This is a genomic window from Streptomyces sp. NPDC046900 (assembly GCF_040644975.1).
Taxonomy (GTDB): Bacteria; Actinomycetota; Actinomycetes; order Streptomycetales; family Streptomycetaceae; genus Streptomyces.
Map to the genome: position 1 here is coordinate 73,288 of NZ_JBEYXD010000002.1, position 26,983 is coordinate 100,270.

Consider the following 26,983-nt stretch of genomic DNA (forward strand, 5'->3'; position numbering starts at 1 on the left):
CAGTTCCCAGGAGGTGACGACCATGGCCACCACCCTCGCCAGGGCCGCCGACGGTGCCGCGTCGGTCGGGCAGGCCGCCCGCATCGAGCACGTCTCGAAGTCCTTCGCCGGGCCCGCGGGGCAGCATCTCGCCCTCGACGACATCACGCTGGATGTCGCGCCGGGCGAGTTCGTCACCCTCCTGGGGGCCTCGGGCTGCGGCAAGTCGACGCTGCTGAACCTGGTGGCGGGGCTGGACCAGCCCTCCGCCGGCAGCATCACGACCGACGGGCGCCCGGCGCTGATGTTCCAGGAGCACGCCCTGTTCCCGTGGCTGACCGCGGGCAAGAACATCGAACTCGCCCTGAAGCTCAGGGGCGTTCCCAAGAACGAGCGGCGCGGCAGGGCCGAGGAGCTGCTCGAACTCGTACGCCTGAAGGGGTCGTACGGGAAGCGGGTGCACGAGCTGTCCGGCGGTATGCGCCAGCGTGTGGCGATGGCCCGCGCCCTGGCGCAGGACAGCCGGCTGCTGCTGATGGACGAGCCGTTCGCGGCGCTCGACGCGATCACCCGGGACGTGCTGCACGACGAGCTGACCCGCATCTGGCAGGAGACCGGTCTGTCCGTGCTCTTCGTCACGCACAACGTGCGCGAGGCGGTGCGGCTGGCGCAGCGTGTCGTACTGCTCTCCTCCCGGCCCGGCCGGGTGGAGCGCGAATGGCGGGTGGACCTTCCGCAGCCGCGCCGGATCGAGGACGCCCCGGTGGCGGAGCTGTCCGTCGAGATCACCGAAGTACTGCGTGGGGAGATCCGCCGTCATGGCCAGCACTGAGACGACGACCGGCACGACGGCGGACGCCCCCGTCAAGGACGGCAGCGGACTGGTCGGCCTGGAGGCGGGGCTCGACGCCCTGGAGTCCTCGGCCACGAGCCGTACGTCCTTCCGGCAGACCTTCGTCGGCAAGATCCTGCCGCCGGTCCTGGCGATCGCGGTCGTCCTGGTGATCTGGCAGGCGCTGATCACGCTGAAGGTCGTCGACGACCCCACCAAGCTGCCCTCGCCCGCCGATGTGTGGGGCGAGGTGAAGGACGCCTGGCTGCAGGGCAGGCTGCTCGGCTACATCTGGACCAGCGTCTCGCGCGGTCTGCTGGGCTTCCTGTTCGCGCTGGCGATCGGCACCCCGCTGGGTCTGCTGGTGGCCCGCGTGAAGTTCGTGCGCGCCGCCATCGGCCCGATCCTGTCCGGGCTCCAGTCGCTGCCGTCGGTGGCGTGGGTGCCGCCGGCCGTGATCTGGCTGGGCCTGAACAACTCGATGATGTACGCGGTGATCCTGCTCGGCGCCGTGCCCTCCATCGCCAACGGCCTGGTGTCCGGCATCGACCAGGTGCCTCCGCTGTTCCTGCGGGCGGGCCGCACGATGGGCGCCACGGGCCTCAAGGGCACCTGGCACATCGTCATGCCGGCCGCGCTGCCCGGCTATCTGGCCGGTCTGAAGCAGGGCTGGGCCTTCTCCTGGCGCTCGCTGATGGCGGCGGAGATCATCGCCTCCTCGCCCGACCTCGGCATCGGCCTCGGCGCCCTGCTCGAGAACGGCCGCAACGCCAGCTCCATGTCCATGGTCTTCGAGGCCGTCATCCTGATCCTGTTCGTCGGCATCGCCATCGACCTGCTGATCTTCAGCCCGCTGGAGCGGCGGGTGCTGCGCAGCCGCGGCCTTCTCGTCAAGAGCTGATCTCCCATGCGCCATATGCCCCTTCACCCGCCTCTCGTGGTCATCGCCCACGGCAGCCGCGACCCGCGCCATGCCGCGACCGTGCACGCCCTCGTGAAGCGGGTGCGGTCGCTGCGGCCCGGGCTGCGGGTGGAGACCGGCTTCCTCGACTTCAACCTGCCGTCCGTGCACGGACTGCTGGAGTCCCTGGCGGCGGAGGGAGTACGCGAAGCCGTGGCCCTGCCGCTGCTGCTGACCCGGGCCTTCCACGCCAAGGCGGACATCCCGGCGGTCCTGAGGCAGGCGCCCCGGCAGCTGCGGATCACGCAGGCGGAGGTGCTCGGCCCGTCGCCGCTGCTGTTGCGCGCCCTGGAGGAGCGTCTGTACGAGGCGGGCCTGACCCCCGCCGACAAGTCCTCGACCGGGGTCGTGCTGGCCTCGGCGGGGTCCACCGACCCGGAGGCGATCGCAGTGATCGCTGACATCGCGCGGGAGTGGCGGCACACCGGATGGTGCGCCGTGCGGCCTGCGTTCGCCTCCGCCTCGTCTCCCGAGGGGTTCCCGCGCACCGAGGACGCGGTGCGCGAACTGCGGGCGGCGGGTTGCGCACGGGTGGCCGTGGCGCCGTACGTCCTCGCCCCCGGCTTCCTCCCGGACCGCATCGCACGGGGCGCGGCCGAGGCCGATGTGCTGGCCGAGGTCCTGGGTCCCGCTCCGGAGGTGGCCCGGGTGGTCCTGGAACGCTACGACCAGGCACGCCTGCCGGTGCTGACGGCCCTCGGGGCCTGACGCGCCCGCCGCCCGCGCATACGCCGAGGGCGACGACTCCGCCCCGCCCGCTTCGTTCAGTGGCCCACCGCGGTCTGCCGCGGATCACGTCCACTCGCCGCCAGCGCGCGCTCGAACACGGGGGCGTCGTCGGGGACGGGGACCGGGTCGGCGAAGCCGTCGTACTGGCGGTAGAGGTCGCCGTGGGTCTCGACGACCTCCAGGACGAGCCGGCCCGCGCCCTCGGAGACCCGGAACTCCTGCCCGGTGGCCGTCGCGACGTCCCAGCCGTGGACGGCCATCTCCTTGACGATCATCGCCGCCAGTTCGGCCGCGGGCATCTTCCCCATTCCGAGGTCGACCTCGCCCTCCCACACGGCGGGGTCGTCCCAGGCGGCGACGGCGCGGTCGAGCTGCTCGGCGTACGACTGGGCCCAGCCCGGATCCGCGGTGAAGTCGCGGGCGGTCAGCTCATCGGGGATCGGTGTGCGCAGGGCACGGTGCTCCAGGCCGTGCGAGGAGTACAGGACCCAGTGGTTCACCAGGGCGCGGACGTCCCAGGCCGGGCAGTGGGTGGGCTCGGGCAGGTGCTCCGCCCCGACCCCGCGGGCCACACGGGCGGCCTCGGCGGCGCATTCGACCATGTACGGACGCACGTTCTTGTACGGATCGCTCATGCCTCCACGCTAGGGACGGCCGGCACGGTCCTCTTGAACAAACGCGACAGCTGCGCCGGTGGCCGCCGCCGCCCCGTCCGAAACCGAGCCCGCCGCTTCGGAGGTCAGCTTCCTTCAGCGGTCAGCTCGATCAGCTTGACGACGGTGTTCCAGTTCCGTGTGGTGGCGATCAGACCCTTGTTCAGCCGGGAGCGAGACAGCTGCTCGGCGAGCTTGGAACGGCCCAGTCCGTCCGGCACGTACAGGTACAGAACCCGGTCGCCGAGCCGGAACTCCTCGGGGAGGAGAGCCGCTTGGTCGATCTCCGCGAAACGGGCCTCGTCGACCGGCGCGGAGTAGTACGTGACGTGCAACTGTCTTGCCTCCAGCCCGGCGGCCGGGAAGGGGCAGGCCTCGGCGACCGCCTTCAGATAGGGGTGGTCGCGCACGATCACGTCCACGGAGAAACCGAAGCGCTTCTCGATGGCCTCCCTGAGCTCCACGGCCAACGACTCCTCGTCCCCGCGGTCGGCGGCGAACACGGCTTGGCCGCTCTGCAGATGAGTGCGGACGCCGCTGTGCCCGAGCCCCTCGACGAGGGTGCGCAACTCGGCCATCGGCAGCTTCTTGTTGCCGCCCACGTTGATCCCGCGCAGCAGCGCCGCGTACTTCGTCGTCATCGCACCACCATAGGCCGGGCACCCGCGTCCGCGAGCGGTCTCCTCGACCCTGAGTCCGGCCCCCACCCGACCCCGACCGGGCGTAGGGGTCGGCTCCTCCCAGGTGGTGAGAGAAGGGGCATCCGTGGGGATGAGCCGGGCCCTTCACGGTTCACCGACGAGCACGACGAGTCCTTCTTATCCGGCCCATACCTTCGAAACGAACGGTGACGGCAGGGGGCTGTCACCCGCGGACGAGGGGGCATGCCCGTCATGGGGAACGGAGAAACACGGGTGCGGGGCATCGCCGCGCGGGCCGGCGGCTGGAGCGCCCGGCACCGATGGGCTGCCGTCGGCATCTGGGTGCTGTTCGTCGTCCTGGCGATGGCCATCGGCTCGGCGGCCGGCCGGGTGGACGTCAAGGACAGCGACGAGCTCAAGGGCGAGACGCACACCGCAGCCAAGATCATCGAGGACGCCGGGATCAAGGAGCCGGCCGGTGAGACCGTGCTGATCCAGGGGAAGGACGGCGGCACCAAGGCCACCGACCCGCAGTTTCGCGCCGCCGTCACCGCGGTCGTGCGAGCGGTGGACGGTACCGGCCGGGTGACGGACGTGGCCTCGCCGTACGACACGAAGACGATCTCGAAGGACGGCCGCAGCGCGCTGGTGCGGTTCGACATGCGCGGCGACGCGGACACCGCGGGCGACCGCGTCGAGCCGGTTCTGAAGGCCGTCGCGGGGGTCCAGAAGGACCACCCGCAGCTGCGGATCGAGGAGATCGGCAGCGCCAGCATGCAGAAGACGTTCTCCGACGCGTTCGGCGACGACTTCAAGCAGGCCGAGTACTCCGCGGTGCCGGTGGCGCTCGGCATCCTGCTGATCGCGTTCGGCGCGCTGGTCGCCGCGCTGCTGCCGGTCGCGCTGGCGATCACCGCGATCATGGCGACGATGGGCCTGATGGGCATCGTCAGCCATCTGCAGCCGATGAACGACACCGCCAACTCCGTCATGCTCCTCGTCGGACTCGCCGTCGGCGTCGACTACTGCCTGTTCTACCTGCGACGCGAGCGGGAGGAGCGGGAGGCCGGCCGGGATGCGCGGACCGCACTGAGCATCGCGGCGGCCACCAGCGGACGCGCCGTCATCGTCTCCGGTGTCACGGTGTGCGTCGCCATGGCGGGCATGCTGTTCACCGGCCTCGCCACGTTCGAGGCGATGGGACTGGCCTCGCTGATGGTCGTGGCGGTCGCCATGGTCGGCTCGGTGACCGTGCTGCCCGCCCTGCTGTCGCTGCTGGGCGAGCGCGTCGAGAAGGGCCGTCTCCCCTTCCTGCACCCGGACAAGCGACGGGGCCGCGGAACCGGGTCCGATGAGGGCAGCCGAGTGTGGGGTGCCGTGCTCAAGGTCGTCCTCGCCAGGCCCGCCGTGTCCCTGGTGATCGCGGCCGGAGCGCTGCTCGCGGTCGCGGCGCCCGCGCTCGGCATGAAGACCCAGAACCTCACCCTGGACCAGGAGTTCGGCGACAAGCTGCCGATCGTGGCCACGTACAACCGCGTCAACGACGCCTTCCCCGGCGGCTCCGAACCCGCTCAGGTCGTCGTCAAGGCCCAGGACATCAACGCACCCGGGGTGAAGACCGCGCTCGCCGACTTCCGCACGCGGGCCATCGGTTCGGGTGCCTCCCGCGGTCCGGTCGACATCGACCTGCACGACGCGCAGAACGTGGCCGTGATCTCCGTGCCGCTCGTCGGCGGCTCCGACCTGGACAAGGCGGGCAAGAGCCTGGAACTGCTGCGCGACGAGGTGCGGCCCGGCACGCTGGGGAAGGTGGAAGGCGTGCAGGCGCCGATCACCGGGCAGGTCGCCGGCTCGCACGACTTCAACGACCAGCTCCTCGGCTCGGTGGTGCCGGTCTTCGCCTTCGTCGTGGTCTTCGCCTTCCTGCTGATGCTGCTGTCGTTCCGCTCGCTGACCATCGCGATCACCTCCATCGTGCTCAACCTGCTGTCGGTGGGTGCGGCCTACGGCATCCTGGTCGCCGTCTTCCAGCACGGCTGGGGAGCGTCGCTGGTGGGCGCCGAGGGCGTGGGAGCCATCATCACCTGGCTGCCGCTGTTCCTCTTCGTCATCCTGTTCGGGCTCTCGATGGACTACCACGTGTTCGTGGTCTCCCGGATCCGCGAGGCCCGTCTGCGGGGCCGTACGACCAAGGACGCGATCACTCACGGTGTGGTGACCACGGCCGGGGTCGTCACCAGTGCCGCGGTCATCATGGTGGCCGTCTTCGCGATCTTCGGCACACTGTCGATGCAGTCCATGAAGCAGATGGGCGTGGGGCTGGCCGCCGCCGTGCTCATCGACGCGACCATCATCCGGGGCGTCCTGCTCCCGGCGGTGATGGCCCTGCTCGGCGAGCGCAACTGGTACCTCCCCAAGTGGCTGCACCGTCTGCCGGATCTGACGCACGACGAGTCGCCCGAGGCGGTGGCGTCGACCACCCGGGACGAGAGCGAACCGGTCCGCGTCTGAACCCCTGCCAGGGAAGGGCCCGTCGGTCACTGGACGCCGACGGGCCCTTCCCCGTGCGCGCGTCTCAAGCGTCCGGGAACCGGTGCCGGACCGCGGGTGACACCTCGCCGACGAGGACACGCGGACCGGACCGCGCCGCTCGGCAGGCGGTCCTGGCCGGGCGGACGACCGGTTTTCCCTGAATGCGACACTGACCCTCGGACGGCGCCGGGTCGCCGCCGTCCACCGGGTGGACGAGGTCGGAGAGGCGGACGATGGACGAGGCAGGGGCGCGCGAGGTACTGGCCGCAGCGGGGGTGCTGCCCACTCCGGCGCAGGACGCGGCGCTGCTCGCCCTCGGGGAGAACGCGGTGTTCGCCGCCGGGGACCTGGTCGTCAAGGTGGGACGCGACGCCGAGCTGCTGGAGCGGGCGCGCCGGGAGCTGGAGATCGCGGTGTGGCTGGCCGAGGCGGGCGTCCCGGCGGTGCGGTCCGCCGGGCCCGCACCGCTGCTCGTCGACGGGCATCCCGTGACGGTGTGGCACCGGCTCCCCCCTTCCGTGCGTCCCGCCGAGCCGCGGGACCTGGCCGAACTGCTGCGGATCGTCCACGCGCTGCCTGTGCCGCCCTTCGCGCTCCCGGCCCGGGACCTGCTGGGCGGCGTGGAGCGCTGGCTTCGCCTCGCGGGCGACGCGATCGACCCGGCGGACGCGGCGTATCTGCGCGAGCGCCGGGACGGATTCGCCGCCGCCGCGGCCGCGCTCACCCCCCGGCTGCGGCCCGGCCCGATCCACGGCGACGCACTGCCCCGCAATGTGCACGTCGGCCCGGACGGCCCCGTCCTGGTCGACCTGGAGACCTTCTCCGCCGATCTGCGCGAGCACGATCTCGTGGTCATGGCGCTCACCCGGGACCGCTACGGGCTCCCCGACCAGGCGTACGACTCCTTCACCGCGGCGTACGGCTGGGACGTGCGCGAGTGGGCCGGCTGCTCCGTGCTGCGCGGCGCCCGGGAGACGGCCAGCTGCGCCTGGGTCGCCCAGCACGCGCCCAGCAACCCCAAGGCCCTCGCGGAGTTCCGGCGCCGCGTGGCCTCGCTGCGGGACGGGGACGAGTCGGTGCGCTGGTATCCGTTCTGAGCCTTCGGTCTAGGTCGTGCCCGGGGCGGGCTCGCTCGGGTCGCGGTCCCGGATCGTGCGTGCGGCGCGGCGCAGCTCGGCCAGGACCGTGCGGACCGCCCTGCGGGCCGTGCGTTCGGGCCGGTACAGCGCGTCGATGTGCCGCCTGGCCTGCACGCCGCCGATCGGTCTGAGGACCAGCGCCGGATGCGGCCGCATGGTCCAGCGCGGCATGAGAGCGATCCCGCCGCCCGCGGCCACGGCCTCCGCGACCACCGCGAACTCGTTGATACGGTGGGCCAGACGGAGCCGGCGCCCGGCCGCGGCGGCGATGGCCTCGATGGTGGCCATGACGGGGAAGCCGTCGTGCACGGTGATCCACGGCTCGTCCGCCACGTCCCGCGGCGTCAGGCGCCGTTTGCCGGCCAGCGGATGGCCGGCCGGCAACGCCACATCGAGCGGTTCGTGCAGCAGCGTGGTCGCGTACACCGTGCCCGGCCACGGCGGGGCGTGATCGAGCCGGTGGGCGAGCACCAGGTCGTACTCCCTGGTCAGCCGGGGGAAGTCGTCCTGCGCCACGTCCTCGTCGGCGAGCGCGAGCCCGGGTGTGCCGGGCTCGGCGAAGGCGCGCAGCAGCAGCGGGAAGAAGGCCGCGGCCGCGCTGTGGAACGCCGCCACCGACACCTCACCGTCCGGTCGCCCCACGAACTCCTCGACGGCACCGCGGGCCCGTGCCAGCGCGGTCTCCACCTCGACGGCCGCGCCCGCGAGCGCCTGTCCGGCGTCGGTCAGCACCAGCCGCCGCCCCTGCCTCTCGGTGAGCGGCACCGGGATCGCGCGCTGCAGCAGCCGCAGTTGCTGGGAGATGGCCGACGGCGTCACCAGCAGCGCCTCAGCGACGGCGGTGACGCTGCCCAGCTCACCCAGCTCCCGCAGGATCCGCAGCTGCCGTGCGTCCATTCCCGCAGTGTAGGACCCCTGTGCAGGATCGCTAAAAGATCGATGAAGAAACTGGTTCTGGGCTTCAGGGTCCCTGGCGGTGCACCGTAGGCGGGTGTTCTACGCCCGCCGTACCGATGCGGTACTCCTCGTGGTCGCGCTCGTCTGGGGTTCCAGTTATCTCTCGGCCCGGACGGCCGTGTCCGCGCTGCCCGTCCCGACGGTCCTGTTCGCCCGGTACGCACTCGCCGCCCTGGCCTGCCTCGCCCTCGTCGCCGTCCGCCGCGGACGGCGCCGGTGGACGCGCGAGGAGGTACGGGCCGGGGTGCCGCTCGGGCTGACCCAGGCCGCGGTGCTGGTCATCGAGACGTACGGAGTCGCCCACACCAGCGCCGCCAACGCCGGGCTGATCATCAGCCTCACCATGGTGCTCACCCCGCTGCTCGACCGCTCCGGTCATCCCGGCGGGCTGCCGTGGTCCTTTCACACCGCCGCCGGAGTCTGCGTCCTGGCCGTCGGGCTCCTGATGTCCGGCAACGGTTTCCACGCGCCCGGGCTCGGCGACCTGCTGATGCTCGGCGCCGCCTGCGTCCGCGCGGCGCACATGGCCCTCGTCGGGCGGCTGACCGCGGGCCGCGCGGTCCGCCCCCTGCACCTGACGGCGCTGCAGACCCTGGTCGGCACGGCGTTGTTCCTGCCGCCGGCCGCCACCCGGCTGCCCGGCCTCGCCACCGCCGGCGCCGCGACCTGGACCCAACTGCTCTATCTCGCCCTGTTCTGCAGTGTGTTCGCCTTCCTCGCGCAGACGTGGGCGGTCCAGCGCACGTCCGCCAGCCGTGCCGGACTGCTGCTCGGCACCGAGCCGGTCTGGGCCCTCGCGGTGGGTGTCGTCCTCGGCGGCGACCGTCTCACTCCGCTCACCGGGCTCGGCGCGGCCCTGATGGTCGCCGGGACGTACTGGGGCCAGTCCGTGGAACGCGCCCACCGCACATCGGCGCCCGGCCGGGCGCTCGGCCCCTCCCCCGCCGCACACGACCCTCGCCTCCGCAGCGAACCCCGCACCGAACCCCGCACCGAAGAGGACGCCTCATGCCGGACCACGACACCTACCAGCGCCTGATCTCGCTGCTCGACTCCTCCCACGTCGACTATTCCCTCGTCGACCACGCACCGGAGGGCGCCACCGAGGCCGTCAGCGCGCTGCGCGGGCACCCGGCGTCCGAGGCGGCCAAGTGCCTGGTGCTGCGGGTGAAGGTCGACCGCCGTACCACCCGGCACGTCCTCGCGGTCGTGCCCGGGGACCGAAGGGTGGACCTGGACGCCGTACGGGAGCTGTTCGCGGCTCGTTACGCCGGCTTCAGCGACGCTGAGACCGCTGAACGCCTGGCCCGCGCCGTACCCGGCACGGTCCTTCCGTTCAGCTTCGACCCCGGCCTGGAACTCGTCGCCGACCCGGACGTCGTCGCCAGACCGCGGCTGTACTTCAACGCCGCCCGGCTGGATCGGTCGCTCGTCATCAGCGGCGCGGACTACGCGCGGATCGCCGAGCCGCGCGTGGAACCCATCGCGGGCCCGGCGCCGGCATGACCCACGGAGCGCCGTGGCGCGCCGGCGCCCCAGCTCAGACCCTGCCGTGCACGGCCTCCCGCAGCGGCCATGTGCCGTCCACCACGGCCGCCGCGTCGCCCTTGCTGCGCAGGAAGCTCTGGAAGTCCGCCGCCCAGTCCGCGTACCACTCGATCTGGCGGCGGTGCAGCTCCGCCGGGCCGAGGGTCGCGACCTTCGGATGGCGGCTCGCTATCGCGCCGGCGAGCCGGGCCGCGGCCAAGGCGTCCGCCCCGGCGTCGTGCGCGGCGTCCAGCGCGACTCCGTACTCCGCGCAGACCGCTTCGAGGTTGCGCTTGCCGCTGCGGTAGCGGTCGGCCCATCGGTCGATGGTGTACGGATCGATGACCGGGCCCGGCTCCGCGCCGCCCAGGCGGTCGCGCAGGGAGGGCAGGCCGTGCCGCCGCAACTCCGCGGAGAGCAGGGTGAGGTCGAAGGCCGCGTTGTAGGCGACGACCGGAACGCCCGTCTTCCAGTACGTCACCAGGACCTCGGCGATGGCGTCCGCGACCCGGTCGGCCGGTCCGCCCTCGGCCGCGGCGCGCTCGTTGCTGATGCCGTGCACGGCGACCGCGTCCGCCGGGATCTCCACACCCGGGTCCGCCAGCCATTCCCGGCGGCCCAGCGGCTGCCCGTCCCTGACCTCGATCACCGCACCCGTGACGATGCGCGCCTCATACGGGTCGGTGCCGGTCGTCTCCAGGTCGAAGCCGATCAGCAGCTGTCGGTGCCAGGCCATGGCGGCCCCCCTTCTCCGTGGTGCTCTCCCCCAGTGGTCTTCACCCTCCCACGCGCCACTGACAATCCAGGGTCCCCAGTCGTGCTCATGGTCCGGGACACTTCAGGACACCGGGCGCGAATCGGCCCAAGCCAGCTCGAACTCCTCGCGGTAGGCCGGGAAGAGACCGCTCTCGTCGGACTGTTCCGGCTTGACGACCCGGTTGCCGTTGCGCAGCACCAGCACGGGCGCCTCCATGCCGCGGGTGCGCCGCAGATAGGACTGCACCACCGCGATGCCGTCCGCGCCGTCCCCGTCCACCAGGTACGCGGTGAACCGCGGCGTCTCGTCGAAGACCTGGATCTCGAAGGCGCCCGGGTCTCGCAGCCTCGAGCGCACCCGGCGCATGTGCAGGATGTTCATCTCGACGGCGCGGCTGAGCTCGCCCTTCCTTATGCCGAGCTCCCGCTCGCGCCGCTTGACCGCACTGGACGCGGGGTTGAGGAACAGCAGGCGCACCCGGCAGCCCGATTCGGCCAGGCGTACCAGGCGGCGGCCGGAGAAGTTCTGCACAAGCAGGTTGAGGCCGATGCCGATGGCGTCGAGTCGGCGGGCACCGCCGAAGATGTCCTCGGCCGGGAACCGCCGCAGCAGCCGCACGCGGTCCGGATGGACGGCGACCACGTCCGCGTACCGGTCGCCCACCAGGTCCTCGACCGCGTCCACGGGCAGCCGCCGGGCGGAGGGCACGTCACCGCCCGCGCCCAGGACCTCCAGGAGCCTCGCCGACGCCCGCTCCGCCTGCGCGAGGACGGCCTCGGACAGGGCCCGGTTGCGGGAGACCACGTTCCGGGTCACTTCCAGCTCGTCCAGGGCGAGTTCGACGTCCCGGCGCTCGTCGATGTAGGGCTCGAAGCACGGCCAGTGCTGCACCATCAGCTCACGCAGCTGCGGCAGGGTGAGGAAACTGAGCACGTTGTCGTCGGCCGGGTCGAGCAAGTACCCCTTGCGGCGGCTGACCTCGCGCACCGCGACCGCGCGTTGTACCCACTCCTGGCCGGCCGGCCCGGCGGCGGCGACCACCCAGTCGTCCCCGTGGACGGGTTCGTAGATGGGACGGAGGACGGCGGCCACGACCGCGCGCAGCCGCTGCTCGACCAGGTTCAGCCAGATGTAGGCGCGCCCCGCCCGCTGGGCGCGGATGCGCACCTCGCGCCACGCGTCGGCGTCCCAGTCCAGTTCCGGCCCGATGGAGCCCATTTCCATCGGCCGTGCCAGGGACACCGCCCCGGGCGGGACATCCGTGGAGTTCCCCTCGTGACCCTCGTCACCAGGGGGAAGCTCCAGCCCTCCCGAGCCCACCCGCGCACCGCCTTCCGCTCCCCGAGCCTCCCCAGGGGCCAGGCCCCAGCCAACGATCAAGGAAGGGTACTCCGGGAGTCCGGCACGATGCAGCCGGATGGACAGGGTCGTTTCTCAACTACCGTATTCCGCATGCCCGTTCCGGTCGGCGGGAGCGGGCCGCGTGAGCGGATTCATAGCCCTGACGTGGTACGGAGCGGCCGGGGGCGCTGCCCGTGGAGGGCGACGCACTGCCGGCCCCCGGTCGGCACGATGGGGTGGCTGCCGGCGTCGGCCCACCCCACGGGGTGGCCGGGCGTTTGCCGGTTGACTCCCTTCCCATCGCTCGGCACGTGCTCCCGCAGCATTCCGGGCTCCGCTCGCCCGGCGTGCCACCGGGGGCGCGCCCGGCCGGCCCGCACCTGCCGGGATGTAAAGAGGGACGAACGTCATAGGAGGTTGTGTCACTTTCGGGGAAGACTCCGCGGCAAGGCGCCCCGCGGGGCCAGGACAACTGGGAGAGTCGTATCCATGCAGGTCTGGCCTGGAGAGGCGTATCCGCTCGGCGCCACGTATGACGGCGCCGGGACCAACTTCGCGGTCTATTCGGAGGCCGCCGACCGGATCGAGCTGTGTCTGCTGCACGACGACGGCTCGGAGACGGCGGTGGAGCTGCGGGAGACCGACGCGTTCGTACGGCACGCGTATCTGCCCGGCGTGATGCCGGGGCAGCGGTACGGGTTCAGGGTGCACGGCCCGTACGCCCCCGAGCGCGGTCTGCGCTGCAACTCGGCGAAGCTGCTGCTCGACCCGTACGCACGCGCCATCAGCGGCAGCGTGAAATGGGGCGAGGAGGTGTACGGCTATCCCTTCGGCTCACCCGACAAGCGCAACGACCTGGACTCGGCACCCCACACCATGGCGTCCGTGGTCATCAACCCCTATTTCGACTGGGGCGACGACCGGCGCCCGCACACCGAGTACCACCGGACGGTGATCTACGAGGCCCACGTCAAGGGGCTGACGATGCGCCACCCGGCCCTGCCCGACGAACTCCGCGGCACCTACGCGGCACTGGCCCATCCGGCGATCATCGAGCACCTGACCGAGCTGGGCGTCACGGCGCTCGAGCTGATGCCCGTACACCAGTTCGTCAATGACCACCGTCTGTCGGACATGGGACTGAGCAACTACTGGGGCTACAACACCATCGGCTTCTTCGCCCCGCACAACACGTACGCCTCGTGGGGCGACCGCGGCCAGCAGGTCCTGGAGTTCAAGTCGGCGGTCCGCGCGCTGCACGAGGCCGGCATCGAGGTCATCCTGGACGTCGTCTACAACCACACCGCCGAGGGCAACCACCTCGGACCGACGCTCTCCTTCAGGGGCATCGACAACCCCTCGTACTACCGGCTGACGGACGACCCGCGCTACTACATGGACACCACGGGGACCGGCAACTCCCTGCTGATGCGCTCCCCGCACGTGCTGCAGCTCATCATGGACTCGCTGCGCTACTGGGTCACCGAGATGCACGTGGACGGCTTCCGCTTCGACCTCGCGGCGACGCTGGCCCGCCAGTTCCACGAGGTCGACCGGCTGTCGTCCTTCTTCGACCTGGTCCAGCAGGACCCGGTGGTCTCCCAGGTGAAGCTGATCGCGGAACCGTGGGACGTGGGCGAGGGCGGCTACCAGGTGGGCAACTTCCCGCCGCTGTGGACCGAGTGGAACGGCAAGTACCGCGACACCGTACGGGACCTGTGGCGCGGCGAGCCCCGTACGCTCGCGGAGTTCGCCTCCCGGCTGACCGGCTCCTCGGACCTCTACCAGGACGACGGCCGCCGGCCACTCGCCTCGATCAACTTCGTGACCTGCCACGACGGCTTCACGCTGCACGACCTCGTCGCCTACAACGACAAGCACAACGAGGCCAACGGCGAGGACAACCGCGACGGGGAGAGCTACAACCGGTCCTGGAACTGCGGGGCCGAGGGCGACAGCGACGACCCGGCGGTGCTCGAGCTGCGGGACCGGCAGATGCGGAACTTCATCGCCACGCTGATGCTCTCCCAGGGCGTGCCGATGCTCAGCCACGGCGACGAGTACGGGCGCACCCAGCGCGGCAACAACAACGCCTACTGCCAGGACAACGAGCTGTCCTGGGTCGAGTGGCCCGAGGACGGCGGCGGCGAGCTGCTGGAGTTCACCCGCGCGATGGTATGGCTGCGCCGGGACCACCCGGTGTTCCGCCGGCGCCGCTTCTTCCACGGCCGGCCGGTGCAGGGCACCCACGACGAGCTGTCCGACATCGCGTGGTTCACCCCGCAGGGCGAGGAGATGACCCAGCGCGACTGGACGTCGTCGCAGGCGGGCGCGCTGACCGTGTTCCTCAACGGCAACGCGATCTCCGAGCCGGGCTCGCGCGGGGAGCGGATCGCCGACGACTCGTTCCTGCTGATGTTCAACGCCTCGCCCAAGCCCCTGGAGTTCGTGGTGCCGGTCGACCACGGGCGCCAGTGGCAGCTGGTCGTCGACACGGCCGTCCCGGAAGGGGTGACGCCCGGCACCGGCATGAAGATCGAGGCGGGGGGCCGGCTGACCCTGCCGGACCGGAGCCTGACGGTGCTGCAACGCCCCGCCTGACGACGAGCCGCGGCGCGTCCGCCGCACGAAAGCCGACGGGGCGGGTACGTAGGTTTCCATGACACCTGAGCGACCTGCCCCGGCGGTGCCCACGGCCACGTACCGGCTGCAGCTGCAGCCGGAGTTCCCGTTCGGCGCGGCGGAGGCGGCCGTCCCGTATCTGGCCGCACTCGGCGTCTCGCATCTGCATCTGTCCCCCGTCCTGGAAGCCGTCCCCGGATCGGCGCACGGCTACGACGTCGTCGACCCCGCCCGCGTGCGGGACGAGCTGGGCGGCGAGGCGGGACTCCGGTCCCTGTCCCGGACCGCCCGGGAGCACGGGCTCGGCCTGGTCGTGGACATCGTGCCCAACCACATGGCCGCCTTCCCGCGCCACAACCGCGCCCTGTGGGAGGTGCTGCGCGAGGGGACCGAGTCGCCGTACGCACGCTGGTTCGACATCGACTGGGACGCGCAGGGCGGCCGACTGCTGGTGCCGGTGCTCGGCAGACGGCTCGGCGAGGAGCTCGGGCAGCTGAAGGTGGACGGGGACGTCCTGCGCTACCACGACCATGTCTTCCCGCTGCGCGAGGGGACCGAGTCGCTGCCGCTGCCACAGCTGCTGGACGCCCAGTGGTACCGGCCGGTGTGGTGGCGGCTGGCCCGTACCGAGCTGAACTACCGGCGCTTCTTCAGCATCTCCGAGCTCATCGGGGTGCGCGTCGAGGACCCGGAGGTCTTCGCGGCGACGCACGGCACGCTCCTGCGGCTGCTGGACGAGGGCGTGATCGACGGGCTGCGGGTGGACCACCCGGACGGACTGGCCGACCCGGACGCCTATCTGAGCCGTCTGCACGAGGCCACCGGCGGCCGCTGGACCGTCGTGGAGAAGATCCTCGCGGCCGACGAGCACCTGCCGTCCGCCTGGCCGGTCGCGGGCACCACGGGGTACGACGCGCTGCGGCAGGTGGACGGGCTCTTCACCGATCCCGCGGGCGGCGAGGAGCTGCTCGGCCACTACCGGCGGTTCGCGGCCCCGCAGGCGGACCGCGGCGGGGACTGGGCCGCCACCGTTCGGCGCGCCGCCCATCGGGTGGTCACGTACGAGCTGGCCACCGAGCTGGACCGCCTGACCCGCCTGGCGAGCCGCCTGTGCGCCACGTCCCCCGACCCTGCCCTGCGCGACCACGCGCCCTGGGCGCTGCGCGGCGCGCTGCGGGAGCTCCTGGTCCGCATGGAGGTGTACCGGCCCTACACCTCCACTGACGCCGCCACGGTGGTCACCGAGGAGGCCGCCGCCGAGGCCCGGGCCACGTTCACGGTGCCCGAGGAGGCACACGCGGTCGACGTGGTACGGGAGCCGGCGCTCGGACGCGCTGGGGACGGCGCCGAACAGGCGGAGTTCCGGGCCCGTTTCGCGCAGACGGCGTCGGCGCTGCGCGCCAAGTCCGTGGAGGACACGGCGTTCTACCGGTATGTGCCGCTGCTGTCGGCGAACGAGGTGGGCGGCGACCCCGGGGCCCCGGGGCTCTTCCCCGAGGACTTCCACGCGTACTGCGCACGGGTGCAGCGCGACTGGCCCACCACCGGCACCGTGCTGTCGACGCACGACACCAAGCGCAGCGCGGACGTACGGGCGGCGATCGCGGTGCTCACCGAGTGCCCGCAGCGGTGGGCGGACGTGCTGGCCGAGGTGACCGGCGCGAGCGGCGGAGCCCCCGATCCGCACCTGGTGTGGGCGGCCTGGCAGACGTACTTCGGGCTGGGGTCGGCTGCCGCAGAGCGCCTCCAGGGGGCGCTGCTCAAGCACGCCCGGGAGGCGGGACTGCACACCACGTGGACCGAGCAGGACCCCGGCTACGAGGAGGCGGTCGCGGCGTTCGTCGCGGGCATGCCGTCGGGGCCGGCGGGACGGCTGGTGACCCACTTCCGGGAGGCCCTGGAACCGCACATCGAGGCGAACGTCCTGGGAGCCGCCCTGGTCCATCTGACGATGCCGGGCGTGCCGGACGTCTACCAGGGCACGGAGGGCGAGTACCGGGCCCTGGTCGACCCGGACAACAGGCGGCCGTTCGCACCGCAGAAGGAGCCGTCGGACAAAGGGGAGCTCACCGGAGCCGCACTGCGGCTGCGCCGCCGTCGTCCGGAGGTGTTCGGCGCCTCGGCGGCCTACGCCCCGCTCGCCGCCGAAGGACCCGCCGCCGCGCACTGCGTGTCCTTCGTGCGCTCCGGGGAGGTGCTGACAGCGGTCACCCGGCTGTCACTGCGGCTCGCCGAGGCGGGCGGCTGGCGCGACACCTCTCTCACGCTGCCGCCGGGCCGGTGGGCCGACGCGCTCGCTCCCGAGCGGGAGTTCGAGGGCGACACGCGCGTGGAGGCCCTCTTCGGGAGGCTGCCGGTGGCCTTGCTGGAGCGGATCGGCGGGGAGTGAGCCGGGGGCGGAACCGCCGGGGGCGCTGCGCGTCTCCCCCGCTCACCGGAGGCGGACCGCACCGGGCCCCGCACGAGCGCCCCACGGGGTGCACGCGCGCGGGGCCCGGATCCGGGCGTCAGTGGGGCAGGCCCGGCACCGACGCCCCCTGGCCCTGGTCCCACAGGGCGAAGACCGCTCCGGTGCGCGCCTCGAGGTCGCACGCGTTCGCGAAGGTGTGGCTGTAGTCGACGGGGTGGCCGCCCCACTCGCCGCGCGCGGACACCGTGACGGGGGCGTAGATCATGGGGCAGTACATGTGCGCGGGCGCGATACGGCCGATGTCCCCCTGCACCGCGGCGAGCTGGGCGCACGCCCGGACGGCCGCCACGTGGCCCCGGGGCGGATCGCACATCAGAAGCGTGCCGCGGATGTCCCTGGAGCGGGTGTCGCCCTTGGCGACGGTCAGATAGAGCCAGTTGCCCGCGGTCGCCGGCCGGGGCGCGGCCGAGGCCGAGGGCGCGATGAGCAGGGCGGCCGCGGCGAGCAGGGCACCGCGCAGGGCAAGGGTCGTCTTCCTCATTCCGTATGCATCGGCACCGCGGCTTCCGAACCCCACCCCGACTCACCCGAACGGGAACGCACGGGCGCATACCGAGCGGCGAGTTCGAACGCGGCGAGCACCACCCGCGCCTGGTACTCGGCCTGGCGTGCCACGGGGATCCAGCGCGCCTCGTAGCCGTCGCGGTAGTCGGCGCACCACTCGTCGATGAGCACGTCCAGCTCCGCCAGCACCTCGGCCGCCCCGGGCCCGGCGGCCCCGGCGAGTTGGTGCAGCAGTCCGGCGGTGCGCAGCGCGACCCGGCGGCCGGAGATGCCGAGGGCGGTCAGCCGGGCGGAGTCGAGCGGCGGCAGCGGCCGCTCCCCGGGCCCGTAGGTGTCGGGGTCCCAGGAGTCGGCGAGTCCGGGGCCGACCAGTAAATAGTCGTCGACCGGGGCGAGCAGCCGGTCGGCGTCCACGACGCCCGGCAGATGGGGGCGGATGCGGGCCAGGAAGCCCTCCAGCAGGCGGGTGTCGTGCCGCAGCGTCCTGCTGACCGTCCGGAGCACCGCCTCGGGGTCGGGGTGCGGCGAGTCGTCCTCCACGGCTTCCACCCCCCACATAGGCGCCTCCACGACCGCTGTGACGGTGCCGTAGCGGTGCGGATGGAACCAGGTCGACTCGACCGCGGCCTCCGTGATCGCCGCGGCGAGGTCGCCTCGGCGGGGCGGCGGAATGCGATAGACGGCGGGCCCCAGGGTCGGCCAGTACAGGGTGTCGTACGGGCCGAGTTCGCGCGGGATGCCGAGCCGGGCCGCCGCCTGGGCGAGCCGCTGAGCCATTCCGGGCAGGTCGCGGGTCAGTTCCACGAAGCCGCCGCCGACGTCGACTCCGTGCAGGGAGCACTGGAAGAAGGGCCGCAGCTCGTCCTGGAGGTCGAGCAGGGCGCGGGTCTCGGGCAGAGCGGCGCGCTCCGCGCCGTCCGGCAGCCACTCGGGCTGCTCGAGGAAGCCGGGGCGGAAGAAGTGCCGGAAGTACCGGCCGAGGGTGTACGGGCCCGACAGCCAGCCCTCGTTGCGCCGTGCGCCGTCGGGGTCGAGGCACAGCAGCAGGTTCCAGGTGGTGTCGGCCCCCGCGCCGAGCCGGGGGTCGGCGAGCGCCCGTTCGGCCAGACGCAGGGCGGTGGCGCCGCCGACGGGTTCGTTGGCATGGGGTCCGGCGACCACGAGGGCGTGGCGGCTGCCGTGTCCCACGGAGAGCAGCCACAGCGGCGTGCCGCCCCGGGACGTGCCCACGCGACGCAGCCTGGCGTCACGCGGGCGGCGGGCGACGAGCGCGGCGGCACGAGCGCCGAGTTCGTCCACCGTCGGGTAGCGGAGGAGTGGCGGCAGGGCACACCTCCACTGCGGTTACGTCGGCTCACCTGGTGTACATGGTGTACGCACAGTCAGTCACGGCTCGGCAGGTACGTCAACACCGCGGACGACGAGGGTGGTCGGCCGGGAACGGGAGGGTGTTCCGGCCACGGGCCGAGCCCGGGCGGGGCACGCCGTACCCCGGAGGCCTGGCTCCGGCCCGGCACGTCCACGCGTTCGGCCCACATCAGGTACCCGGGCATCAGGTGCCCGGGATCCACTGGTCCGTCAGGGCCGCCGGCCGGTTCCCGCCGGCCCTCCTCGGCCCTCTCGGCCCGGTGACCGGCTACTGCGCCGACAGCCGGAACGTCATCGTGCCGAAGCCGACCAGGTCGCCGTCGCGGACGATCGCCGCGCCGATCACGCGGCGTCCGTTGACGGTCGTGCCGTTGGTGGAGCCGAGGTCGCGCAGCACCCACAGACCGCCCTGGTGCCGCAGTTCGGCGTGCACGCGGGAGACCGTGTCGTGGCTCAGCCTGAGACCGCTCGCGGGATCGCGGCCTATCCGCAGCGGATAGGGGTTGCCCGGGCTGGGCAGCAGCAGTTTGGGCAGCCGCTCGGCCTGCCAGGCACGGCGTAGCCGCACGGTGAACCCGGAGATCGCCTCGACGGTCCCGAACACCATCCGCGACCAGCGGTTCTCGGTGGGCAGATCCGCGGTGAGCGCGGCCAGCTCATGCGGCTGCCGGGCGACCAGCGCCAGCTCCATGCGCCGTATGAAGGTGTCGTGGGACAGGCGTCCCAGTGCGACGCCGTCGCGCAGCATCTTCAGCGCCCTGTCGCGTTCGGCGTCCGAGAGCCGAGCGGGGTGCGTGTGGAACTCGAAGGACGACGTCACGCACGTGATTGTCGGTCAGCCGCGCGCGGGTGTCCAGAAAGCCTGAAACGACCTCGGCCGCCATCAGGCGGTTCCATGTGTCAAAAGGGTGGATCCGGCGAAGAATTGATCTCGCGTGGCGCACGATGGAGGCGCTGCGCCAGGAGGAACAGACGAGGGGGAACCGTCCGTGCAGTTCGAGGTGTGGGCTCCGCAAGCCGCCCGGGTGACGCTCCACTGCGGAGCGGCCGAGCAGGGATTGACACGTGATCCGGGGCGCGCGGGGTGGTGGACGGGAGAGGCGGAGGCCGGCGACGGCACGCGGTACGGATTCGCCCTGGACGACGGTCCCGTGCTGCCCGACCCGCGCTCGCGCCGCCAGCCGGACGGGCCGGACGGGCTGAGCGCGGTGGTCGACCACGGGGCGTACGCCTGGCGCACCCCCGGGGAGGGGCACGGGCTGCCGGGCGCGGTGCTGTACGAGCTGCATGTGGGGACGTTCACCCGCGAGGGCACGCTGGACGCGGCGGCCGAGCGGCTCGGCCACCTGGCGGACCTGGGCGTCACGCACGTCGAGTTGATGCCGCTGTGCCCGTTCCCGGGGCGCCACGGCTGGGGGTACGAGGGCGTCAGTCTGTGGGCGGTGCACGAGCCCTATGGCGGGCCGGAGGCGCTGAAACGGTTCGTCGACCGGGCCCACGAGCTCGGCCTCGGCGTCGTGCTGGACGTCGTCCACAACCATCTCGGCCCCTCCGGCAACCACCTTCCCGCGTTCGGCCCGTACTTCACCGAGACGCATCACACCCCCTGGGGCGCGGCAGTGAACCTGGACGCACCGGGCTCGGACGAGGTGCGGGCGTTCCTGATCGGCAGCGCGCTGGCCTGGCTGCGCGACTACCGGCTCGACGGGTTGCGCCTGGACGCGGTGCACGCGCTGTGCGACACCCGCGCGGTCCACTTCCTGGAGGAGCTGTCGTCGGCGGTGGACGCGCTGGCCGCCGGGACGGGACGCCCGCTGTTCCTGATCGCCGAGTCCGACCTCGCCGACCCCCGCGTCATCACCCCGCGCGGCGAGAACGGCCTCGGGGTGCACGCGCAGTGGAACGACGACTTCCACCACGCGCTGCACACCGCCCTGACCGGCGAATCCCAGGGCTACTACGAGGACTTCGCCCGTGCCCCCTTCGCGGCCCTCGGCAAGACGCTGACGGGCGGGTTCTTCCACGACGGCACGTACTCCACGTTCCGGGGCCGGCGACACGGGCGCCCGCTGGACCGCACCCGCGTCTCCGCGCACCGCCTCCTCGGCTACGCCCAGACCCACGACCAGGTCGGCAACCGCGCCCAGGGCGACCGGCTCTCGGCGTCCCTGTCCCCGGGGCTGCTGGCGTGCGGGGCTGCGCTGGTGCTCACCGCGCCGTTCACCCCGATGCTGTTCATGGGCGAGGAGTGGGCCGCCGGCACGCCGTGGCAGTTCTTCACCGACCACACCGATCCCGAACTGGCCGAAGCCGTACGCCGCGGCAGGCGCCGGGAGTTCGCCGCGCACGGCTGGGCGGAGGAGGACGTACCCGATCCCCAGGACCCGGCGACCCGTGACCGCTCCTGTCTCGACTGGTCCGAGCCCGGACACGGCGTCCACGCGCGCGTACTGGCCTGGTACCGGGAGCTGATCGCGCTGCGCCGTGCCGAGCCGGACCTCTCGGACCCCGACCTCGAGGACGTGAAGGTCACCCATGACGAGAGCGCCGGCTGGCTCGCCTTCCGCCGTGGCGACGTCCTGGTCGCGATCAACCTCGCCGCGGAAACGGCCAAGATCCCCCTCGGCATCACGCACGCCCGCGTGCTGGCGGCGTGGGAGCCCGCAGAACCGCCGGACCAGGACGGTGTGCTGAGCGTGCCGGGCGAGTCGTGCGTGGTGCTGACGCGGGAGTGACCGGGACACCGGGGCGCCCGCGGCAGCGCACGCGCGCCGCGCGCCGCGCAAGCGGGGCCGTGCGCGCGGCGCCCCGGGTCCCTTCTCAGCGGGAAGGGGCGTTCCAGGCAGCGGGAAGGGGCGTTCCAGGGCCCTTCGCAACGGAAATGCTCGGGCCGGTGTCCGGCGCGGACGCCCTACGGTGTCTCCTCCTGCGGCAGTTCCGTGACCCGCTCCAGCATGATCGACTCCCAGGCGCGCCCTACCCGGGCGCGCAGGACCGGCAGCGGGGTGTCGTCGCGGCCCTCGAGCCCGTCGGCGAGGCGGACGAGCGTGTCGCAGCGGGCGAGCCACAGGCCGCGCAGACAGGAGCGGGCTCCGTAGCCGGCCAGGGTGGCGGCGCGCACCGCTGCGGGCGTGCCCACGGCGACGGCGAGCGAGGCGATGTCCTCGGCCGGGTCACCGATGACCGCGTCGCTCCAGCCGAGGACACCGCGCACCCGCCCTTCGCCGCTGACCACGAGGTGTTCGCCCCGGAGGTCGTGGTGCACCAGGACGGCGGCGCCCGCCGGGGCGGCCAACTGGCGTGCGGCGGGCGCACCGAGCCGGTCGAGCCCGGCGGGGTCGAACTCGTCGTCCGCGCCCAGGCGCCCGGTCACACGCGCGGCGGCCGCGCGCAGCGTCTCCAGTGACCGTGGCGCCATCCGCGGGACGCCGAGCGCCTCGGCCTCGCGCGCGGGCACCTCGCGCAGCCCCGTGAGCAGCGTCGCGAGGTCCGCTTCGCCGACCGCCGAGATGTCCGGTTCCTCTTCGGTGCTCCCGGGCAGCCGGGTGTCGAGGGTGTAGGCGAGGCCGGCGGCCCACTCTCCGTGCGCCACGCTGGTCGGGACCGCGATCCCCACATGCGGCCGCACCAGGACACACAGACGCAGTTCGCGGCGCTGGCGCGCGGAGGCGTCCCGGTCGGTGGCGAGCCGCAGCACATGGCGCGTACCGACGCGCCACGTGGCGTGCCCCGCGCCCTGCACGACAGGCGTCACCTCCGGTCCGCCGTCGCCAGGGAGCAGGGAACGGACCAGTCGGTGTACGGTCTCCGCCGTCGGTGTCGTTGGCTGGGTCATGATCACGCCGTTGTCGTCTCGGATGCGTGCTCGGGGCTGCCGGTGACGGGCCGGCCGACCGTCGCCCGCCCCGCTGTCGCGTCCCGGTCCGCCACCGCCTCTCAGCCGACTACGGCCATCTCGCGCGACGTGTTGTTCAACCGCCGCCCGCCGTCTTTGGTCACCGTCACGATGTCCTCGATGCGGACCCCGAAGCGGCCCGGCAGATAGATGCCGGGCTCCACGGAGAAGCACATGCCGGGGACGAGCGGCTGCTCCTCGCCCTCGATCATGTACGGCGGTTCGTGGGTGGTGACGCCGATGCCGTGCCCGGTGCGGTGGATGAAGTACTCGCCGTACCCCGCGTCGGCGATGACCGCGCGGGCGGCCCGGTCCACCTCCTGGCAGGCCACGCCCGGCCCGACGGCCCGGAAGCCCGCCTCCTGGGCGGCGCGCACCAGGTCGTGCACCCGGCGCTCCTCGTCGGTCGGTTCGCCGACGTGGACGGTGCGGGAGGTGTCGGAGCCGTAGCCGTACTTGAGACCGCCGAAGTCGAGGACCACCATGTCCCCGCGCTCGATGACGCGCTTACCGGCCTCGTGGTGCGGGTTGGCGCCGTTGGGCCCGGAGGCGACGATGGTGAAGTCGACCTGCGCGTGGCCGAACCGGCGCAGCAGATCGGCGAGATCCGCCGAGACCTCGCTCTCCCTGCGCCCCGCGAAGGGCACCTTCAGGATCTCCTCGTACGCCGCGTCCGCCGCGGCGCCGGCGGCCGCGAGCCGCTCCAGTTCCGCGGAGTCCTTGACGGCCCGCAGCATCGGAAGGGCACGCGTGAGCGCCACCTGGCCGACGGCCGGGAGCCGTTCGCGCAACCCGAGGAGGTGCAGGGCCCAGGCGTTGTCGCTGATGCCGTAACGGCCGTCGCCCCGGAGCAGGGAGCCCGCCGCCTCGTAGGGGTCCTTGCCGTCGGTCCAGTCGCGCAGCGTCAGGGCGGGCGCGCCGGCCGCCTCCGCCGCGTCGGGCGCCTCCAGGGTGGGGACGACGAGGACGGGGTCGTGCCCGGCGCGCAGTACCAGCAGGGTGAGGCGCTCGGTCTCCCCCGGCCGGTACCCGGTCAGCCACACCAGGTCCGGTCCGGGCGCGATGAGGAGCCCGGCCAGCCCGGCCGCGTCGGCGGCCTCTGCGGCGCGCCGCATGCGGGCCGCGTAGTCCTCGGCGGTGAAGGGCGCGGTTCCGCCCGTTTCGGGCGGCGTGGGCGTGCCGGTCATCCATACCTCCGCGGTCCCGATTCTCCCAGGGTCTACGGGCAGCATCCTGCCTCTCCACCGGGACGGATGCGAGCCCATTACGACCACGGCGGCCGGAGGACCGACGCGGCACACCGTGCCGGGCGACCTGGCGAACTCCAGCGCGGCTCAGGTGGCGATGCCCGGCGTCGCGATCGGATGCCGACGGCTGCCGTCCGCGCGACACACGGCCAGGGCGACGGGGGTGCCCGGGACTCGCGGTCAGGAGTCACGTGTCCGAGAACGCCCGGCCCGCCCCCCGGGCGCGCAGGAGGAGGCGCATTTCGGGCCGCCGTGGCAGTTCACTTCGGCCGGCTCGGAGGACGGACGGCGGTAGCCGTTATCGGCAAGGCCCCTCGCCTCAGCCCGTGGTCTTGTGCGCCAGTGCGTTCCGGCCGGCGTCGAAGCTGTGCAGCGCCGCGCCGACCGCGGCCGCGACGGTGACTTCGAAGATCTGGTCCTCGGAACAGCCGGCGGCGGTGAGCCGGTCCACGTCGGTGTCGGTGATCCGGTACGAAGCGTCGCGGACTGCCGTGGCGTAGGACTGCCACGGTGCGGGAAGCGGGTCACCGGCCGCGGCGGCGGCGCGCAGTACCGGGCCGGTGGTGGCGGATGTGTCCAGCACCGCGTGGCGCAGGTCGGCCACGACGTCACCGTGATCGGTCGCAGGGCCGTCGGCGAGCAGGAAGGACGGGAAGCGGTAGCCGAACCGGTGCAGCGCACGGGTACCGCTGTGCAACTGGCCCTCGCGGAGGGTGAAGCCGAATGCGTTGGCCAGGCGGTTGACGATGTTCCACACCAGGTTGACGTGCAGTGCCTCCTGCAACGCATGCTCGGGCAGGTCGGCGATCCCGGCGGGGATCTCGGTGGCGTTCATGCGGTCCGGCGTCCGGCTGGCCAGGTCGAGGAACTGCCGGACGGCGCGCAGCTGCGGCCGGGCCGACGCGGGATCGTCCGGGTCGATCTCGCCGTGACCCGCGATGCGGGTGAGCTCGGCGTGCGTGTCGATGCAGAACGGGCACTGGTGCAGCCGCGCGGTGCACATCGCGAGGTATTCGCGCTCCCCCGCGGTCCAGTACGACGGTCCGCGCATCGCCTCGGCGGTGAGCTCCAGCAGCGGACGGGTGAGGAAGCCGGGCCGGTACAGCAGCATCTTCACGATGTCCGGGCTTTCCACCCGCGACATCGCGGAGGTGAATGCCAGGAACAGCTTGGCGCGGCGGCGGTGGCCGTGGTCGAGAACGGACAGTCTCATCAGGACTCCGGGACGTCGAGGTCGTGTAGCCGGCCGGCGAGGAACCGCCGGTCGGCGGGATTGGTGGCCAGTTCGTGGGCACGCCGGTACGCCGATGCCGCCTCCGGGGTGCGGCCGAGGCGGCGCAGCAGATCCGCGCGCGCGGCATGCAGCAGGTGGTAGCGGTCGAGCCCGTCGATCCGGTCGATCAGCGCCAGTCCCTCGTCCGGGGTGGTGGCCATGGCCACGGCGACGGCGTGGTTGAGCGCCACGACCGGTGAAGGGGTCAGCGCGAGCAGCCGGGTGTAGAGGGCGGCGATGCCCGGCCAGTCCGTCCGATCGGCGGAGACGGCCTGGGCGTGCAGCGCGGCGATCCCGGCCTGCAGCTGGTACGGGCCCGGTCTGCCCAGGCGCAGCGCCCGGTCCAGCAGCCCGACGGCTTCGACGATCTCGGTGGCATCCCAGCGGGACCGGTCCTGGTCGGCCAGCAGCACCACATCACCCGAGGCGCTGTGGCGGGCGGTGCTGCGCGAGTCCTGCAGCAGCAACAAGGCGACCAGGCCGAGCGCTTCGGGCTCGTCGGGCATGAGGGTGGCGACGAGCTTGCCGAGCCTGATCGCCTCCTGGGGCAGGGTGCGGTGTTCGGGCCGGTCGGGCGCGACGGTGTAGCCCTGGGTGAAGATCAGATAGATCACCGCGAGAACGCCCGAAAGCCGCTCGGGCAGCAGCGGGTCGGCGGGCACTTCCAGGCTGATGCCGGCATCCCGGATCTTCCGTTTCGCGCGCACCAGGCGCTGGGCCAGAGTCGATTCGCCGACCAGGAACATCCGGGCGATCTGCCCGGCGGTCAGCCCGGCCACGGCCTGCAGGGTCAGGGCCACCCGCACGTCCTTGGCCAGGGCGGGATGACAGCAGGTGAAGATCAGGCTGAGCCGCTCGTCCCCCATGCTGAGCAGGCCGTCCTCGCCGACGTTCGTCATCGTCGTCACCGCCTCGGGCGCCGCGCCGCGTCGGGCGAGCTTCTCCCGGCCGAGCCGTGCCCGCCTCAGCCGGTCGATCGCGCTGTTGCGTGCCGCGGTCAGCAGCCACGCCACCGGGTCGTCCGGCGCCGATGCGCTCCATGCGCCCAGGGCGAGCGCGCACGCGTCCTGCAGCGCGTCCTCGGCGAGTTCGAAGTCGCCGAGGACGCGGATCAGAGCGGCGAGCATCCGCGCCCGGTGCTCCTGGTAGACCTGCCGCAGGACCGCAGCGGCGTTCATTCGCCGGTGGCCGCCAGGTTCGCAGGACGGTGGTCCAGGCCCGGCACACCGACGATCGGCCGGACCTCGATCCCGCCCTGCTCGGCCATCGGGCACAGTGCGGCCAGCTCCAGGGCCTCGTCCAGGTTGCGGCAGTCGAGCACGTAGATGCCGCCGAGGTGCTCGTGGGTCTCGGCGTACGGACCGTCGGTGATCAGCGTCTGACCGTCCCGCACGCTGACGGTGGTGGCCGTGTGCTCGGCCTGCAGGGGATGCCCCGAGACGAACGCGCCGCGCCGGCGGCACTCGTCGGCGAACGCGTTCACCCTGGCCAGGGCCTGGGCGAAACCCGGATCGTCCGGCTCGGGCCGCTCGCAATCGTAGATCAACAGCATGTAC

The 26,983-nt window shown here is 72.7% G+C and carries 23 protein-coding genes; 10 read left to right on the forward strand and 13 right to left on the reverse strand.

Annotated elements, in window-relative coordinates; genetic code table 11:
- Window positions 1-22: 22 nt before the first annotated feature.
- The 3 genes from ABZ904_RS02495 to ABZ904_RS02505 are packed head-to-tail and all read left to right on the forward strand — an operon-like array spanning window position 23 to window position 2,480.
- Window positions 23-811 (forward strand): ABC transporter ATP-binding protein, encoded by a 789-nt coding sequence (locus ABZ904_RS02495; protein ID WP_359401807.1) that lies wholly within the window; start codon window positions 23-25, stop codon window positions 809-811.
- Window positions 798-1,712, forward strand: coding sequence for an ABC transporter permease (locus ABZ904_RS02500; RefSeq protein WP_360989998.1), 915 nt, complete (start codon window positions 798-800; stop codon window positions 1,710-1,712). The genes ABZ904_RS02495 and ABZ904_RS02500 overlap by 14 nt, the downstream gene beginning before the upstream one ends.
- Before the next feature lie 6 nt (window positions 1,713-1,718).
- Window positions 1,719-2,480 carry a sirohydrochlorin chelatase gene (locus ABZ904_RS02505; RefSeq protein WP_359401800.1) on the forward strand — a complete coding sequence of 254 codons (762 nt, stop codon included), beginning with the start codon at window positions 1,719-1,721 and terminating at the stop codon, window positions 2,478-2,480.
- A 56-nt stretch (window positions 2,481-2,536) separates the two neighbouring features.
- Here the strand turns inward: ABZ904_RS02505 and ABZ904_RS02510 are convergent, their stop codons facing one another.
- Together ABZ904_RS02510 and ABZ904_RS02515 are read right to left on the reverse strand one after the other, a co-directional pair.
- Complete coding sequence (locus ABZ904_RS02510; protein WP_361820703.1) at window positions 2,537-3,136, reverse strand: TIGR03086 family metal-binding protein; 600 nt, start codon at window positions 3,134-3,136, stop codon at window positions 2,537-2,539.
- Window positions 3,137-3,240: 104 nt separating this feature from the next.
- Complete coding sequence (locus tag ABZ904_RS02515) at window positions 3,241-3,795, reverse strand: DUF1697 domain-containing protein (RefSeq protein WP_361820705.1); 555 nt, start codon at window positions 3,793-3,795, stop codon at window positions 3,241-3,243.
- A 252-nt stretch (window positions 3,796-4,047) separates the two neighbouring features.
- On the opposite strand from ABZ904_RS02515, the gene ABZ904_RS02520 reads away from it, so the two are divergent.
- A complete protein-coding gene (locus ABZ904_RS02520; RefSeq protein ID WP_361820707.1) occupies window positions 4,048-6,306 on the forward strand; it encodes an MMPL family transporter in 2,259 nt (752 codons plus the stop codon).
- Window positions 6,307-6,560: 254 nt separating this feature from the next.
- Window positions 6,561-7,424, forward strand: coding sequence for an aminoglycoside phosphotransferase family protein (locus ABZ904_RS02525; RefSeq protein WP_359401788.1), 864 nt, complete (start codon window positions 6,561-6,563; stop codon window positions 7,422-7,424).
- A gap of 9 nt (window positions 7,425-7,433) precedes the next feature.
- On the opposite strand, the gene ABZ904_RS02530 is transcribed toward ABZ904_RS02525, so the two are convergent.
- On the reverse strand, window positions 7,434-8,363 hold the full coding sequence (locus ABZ904_RS02530; RefSeq protein ID WP_361820710.1) for a LysR family transcriptional regulator: 930 nt from the start codon (window positions 8,361-8,363) through the stop codon (window positions 7,434-7,436).
- 94 nt (window positions 8,364-8,457) lie between these two features.
- On the opposite strand from ABZ904_RS02530, the gene ABZ904_RS02535 reads away from it, so the two are divergent.
- Complete coding sequence (locus ABZ904_RS02535) at window positions 8,458-9,462, forward strand: DMT family transporter (protein ID WP_359401782.1); 1,005 nt, start codon at window positions 8,458-8,460, stop codon at window positions 9,460-9,462.
- Window positions 9,432-9,929 (forward strand): YbaK/EbsC family protein, encoded by a 498-nt coding sequence (locus ABZ904_RS02540; protein ID WP_359401779.1) that lies wholly within the window; start codon window positions 9,432-9,434, stop codon window positions 9,927-9,929. The genes ABZ904_RS02535 and ABZ904_RS02540 overlap by 31 nt, the downstream gene beginning before the upstream one ends.
- A 34-nt stretch (window positions 9,930-9,963) precedes the next feature.
- On the opposite strand, the gene ABZ904_RS02545 is transcribed toward ABZ904_RS02540, so the two are convergent.
- Window positions 9,964-10,686: a 3'-5' exonuclease gene (locus ABZ904_RS02545; RefSeq protein ID WP_359401776.1), complete on the reverse strand. Its 723-nt coding sequence runs from the start codon at window positions 10,684-10,686 to the stop codon at window positions 9,964-9,966.
- A 102-nt stretch (window positions 10,687-10,788) separates the two neighbouring features.
- Entirely contained in the window at window positions 10,789-12,027 is a 1,239-nt protein-coding gene (locus ABZ904_RS02550) for an SAV2148 family HEPN domain-containing protein (RefSeq protein ID WP_359401773.1), read from the reverse strand.
- 510 nt (window positions 12,028-12,537) lie between these two features.
- Between ABZ904_RS02550 and glgX the strand changes: the two genes are divergently transcribed.
- Window positions 12,538-14,649, forward strand: a complete 2,112-nt coding sequence (glgX, locus tag ABZ904_RS02555; protein ID WP_359394413.1) for a glycogen debranching protein GlgX — start codon at window positions 12,538-12,540, stop codon at window positions 14,647-14,649.
- Between the two features lie 58 nt (window positions 14,650-14,707).
- Window positions 14,708-17,059, forward strand: a complete 2,352-nt coding sequence (treY, locus tag ABZ904_RS02560; RefSeq protein WP_361820715.1) for a malto-oligosyltrehalose synthase — start codon at window positions 14,708-14,710, stop codon at window positions 17,057-17,059.
- Window positions 17,060-17,177: 118 nt separating this feature from the next.
- Here the strand turns inward: treY and ABZ904_RS02565 are convergent, their stop codons facing one another.
- From ABZ904_RS02565 to ABZ904_RS02575, 3 genes are all read right to left on the reverse strand, one after another.
- Window positions 17,178-17,621 (reverse strand): SSI family serine proteinase inhibitor, encoded by a 444-nt coding sequence (locus ABZ904_RS02565; RefSeq protein ID WP_360989972.1) that lies wholly within the window; start codon window positions 17,619-17,621, stop codon window positions 17,178-17,180.
- Window positions 17,618-18,943: a M14 family zinc carboxypeptidase gene (locus ABZ904_RS02570; protein ID WP_359394405.1), complete on the reverse strand. Its 1,326-nt coding sequence runs from the start codon at window positions 18,941-18,943 to the stop codon at window positions 17,618-17,620. The genes ABZ904_RS02565 and ABZ904_RS02570 overlap by 4 nt, the downstream gene beginning before the upstream one ends.
- A gap of 337 nt (window positions 18,944-19,280) precedes the next feature.
- A complete protein-coding gene (locus ABZ904_RS02575) occupies window positions 19,281-19,832 on the reverse strand; it encodes a DUF1707 and FHA domain-containing protein (protein WP_360989969.1) in 552 nt (183 codons plus the stop codon).
- A 169-nt stretch (window positions 19,833-20,001) separates the two neighbouring features.
- Between ABZ904_RS02575 and treZ the strand changes: the two genes are divergently transcribed.
- Window positions 20,002-21,747, forward strand: a complete 1,746-nt coding sequence (treZ, locus tag ABZ904_RS02580) for a malto-oligosyltrehalose trehalohydrolase (RefSeq protein WP_361820719.1) — start codon at window positions 20,002-20,004, stop codon at window positions 21,745-21,747.
- A 176-nt stretch (window positions 21,748-21,923) separates the two neighbouring features.
- On the opposite strand, the gene ABZ904_RS02585 is transcribed toward treZ, so the two are convergent.
- The 5 genes from ABZ904_RS02585 to ABZ904_RS02605 all read right to left on the reverse strand — a co-directional run bounded on the left by ABZ904_RS02585 (window position 21,924) and on the right by ABZ904_RS02605 (window position 26,979).
- Complete coding sequence (locus ABZ904_RS02585; protein WP_361820722.1) at window positions 21,924-22,847, reverse strand: aminoglycoside phosphotransferase family protein; 924 nt, start codon at window positions 22,845-22,847, stop codon at window positions 21,924-21,926.
- Between the two features lie 101 nt (window positions 22,848-22,948).
- Complete coding sequence (locus ABZ904_RS02590) at window positions 22,949-24,094, reverse strand: aminopeptidase P family protein (protein ID WP_360989960.1); 1,146 nt, start codon at window positions 24,092-24,094, stop codon at window positions 22,949-22,951.
- 379 nt (window positions 24,095-24,473) lie between these two features.
- Complete coding sequence (locus ABZ904_RS02595; protein WP_359394392.1) at window positions 24,474-25,367, reverse strand: hypothetical protein; 894 nt, start codon at window positions 25,365-25,367, stop codon at window positions 24,474-24,476.
- Entirely contained in the window at window positions 25,367-26,605 is a 1,239-nt protein-coding gene (locus tag ABZ904_RS02600) for a DUF6596 domain-containing protein (RefSeq protein WP_360989956.1), read from the reverse strand. The genes ABZ904_RS02595 and ABZ904_RS02600 overlap by 1 nt, the downstream gene beginning before the upstream one ends.
- The gene (locus ABZ904_RS02605; protein ID WP_360989953.1) at window positions 26,602-26,979 is read right to left on the reverse strand and encodes a YciI family protein; all 378 of its coding nucleotides are present in this window, start codon (window positions 26,977-26,979) and stop codon (window positions 26,602-26,604) included. The genes ABZ904_RS02600 and ABZ904_RS02605 overlap by 4 nt, the downstream gene beginning before the upstream one ends.
- Between the last annotated feature and the right edge of the window lie 4 nt (window positions 26,980-26,983).

Excerpts from the sequence above, each read along its gene's own strand:
- ABZ904_RS02515 (WP_361820705.1), bottom strand. The coding sequence starts at position 3,795 with ATGACGACGAAGTACGCGGCGCTGCTGCGCGGGATCAACGTGGGCGGC.
- ABZ904_RS02600 (WP_360989956.1), bottom strand. The coding sequence starts at position 26,605 with ATGAACGCCGCTGCGGTCCTGCGGCAGGTCTACCAGGAGCACCGGGCG.
- ABZ904_RS02520 (WP_361820707.1), top strand. The coding sequence starts at position 4,048 with ATGGGGAACGGAGAAACACGGGTGCGGGGCATCGCCGCGCGGGCCGGC.
- ABZ904_RS02590 (WP_360989960.1), bottom strand. The coding sequence starts at position 24,094 with ATGACCGGCACGCCCACGCCGCCCGAAACGGGCGGAACCGCGCCCTTC.
- ABZ904_RS02505 (WP_359401800.1), top strand. The coding sequence starts at position 1,719 with ATGCGCCATATGCCCCTTCACCCGCCTCTCGTGGTCATCGCCCACGGC.
- ABZ904_RS02595 (WP_359394392.1), bottom strand. The coding sequence starts at position 25,367 with ATGAGACTGTCCGTTCTCGACCACGGCCACCGCCGCCGCGCCAAGCTG.
- ABZ904_RS02565 (WP_360989972.1), bottom strand. The coding sequence starts at position 17,621 with ATGAGGAAGACGACCCTTGCCCTGCGCGGTGCCCTGCTCGCCGCGGCC.
- ABZ904_RS02510 (WP_361820703.1), bottom strand. The coding sequence starts at position 3,136 with ATGAGCGATCCGTACAAGAACGTGCGTCCGTACATGGTCGAATGCGCC.
- ABZ904_RS02530 (WP_361820710.1), bottom strand. The coding sequence starts at position 8,363 with ATGGACGCACGGCAGCTGCGGATCCTGCGGGAGCTGGGTGAGCTGGGC.
- ABZ904_RS02525 (WP_359401788.1), top strand. The coding sequence starts at position 6,561 with ATGGACGAGGCAGGGGCGCGCGAGGTACTGGCCGCAGCGGGGGTGCTG.
- ABZ904_RS02500 (WP_360989998.1), top strand. The coding sequence starts at position 798 with ATGGCCAGCACTGAGACGACGACCGGCACGACGGCGGACGCCCCCGTC.
- ABZ904_RS02605 (WP_360989953.1), bottom strand. The coding sequence starts at position 26,979 with ATGCTGTTGATCTACGATTGCGAGCGGCCCGAGCCGGACGATCCGGGT.
- ABZ904_RS02585 (WP_361820722.1), bottom strand. The coding sequence starts at position 22,847 with ATGACCCAGCCAACGACACCGACGGCGGAGACCGTACACCGACTGGTC.
- ABZ904_RS02540 (WP_359401779.1), top strand. The coding sequence starts at position 9,432 with ATGCCGGACCACGACACCTACCAGCGCCTGATCTCGCTGCTCGACTCC.
- ABZ904_RS02495 (WP_359401807.1), top strand. The coding sequence starts at position 23 with ATGGCCACCACCCTCGCCAGGGCCGCCGACGGTGCCGCGTCGGTCGGG.
- glgX (WP_359394413.1), top strand. The coding sequence starts at position 12,538 with ATGCAGGTCTGGCCTGGAGAGGCGTATCCGCTCGGCGCCACGTATGAC.
- ABZ904_RS02545 (WP_359401776.1), bottom strand. The coding sequence starts at position 10,686 with ATGGCCTGGCACCGACAGCTGCTGATCGGCTTCGACCTGGAGACGACC.
- treY (WP_361820715.1), top strand. The coding sequence starts at position 14,708 with ATGACACCTGAGCGACCTGCCCCGGCGGTGCCCACGGCCACGTACCGG.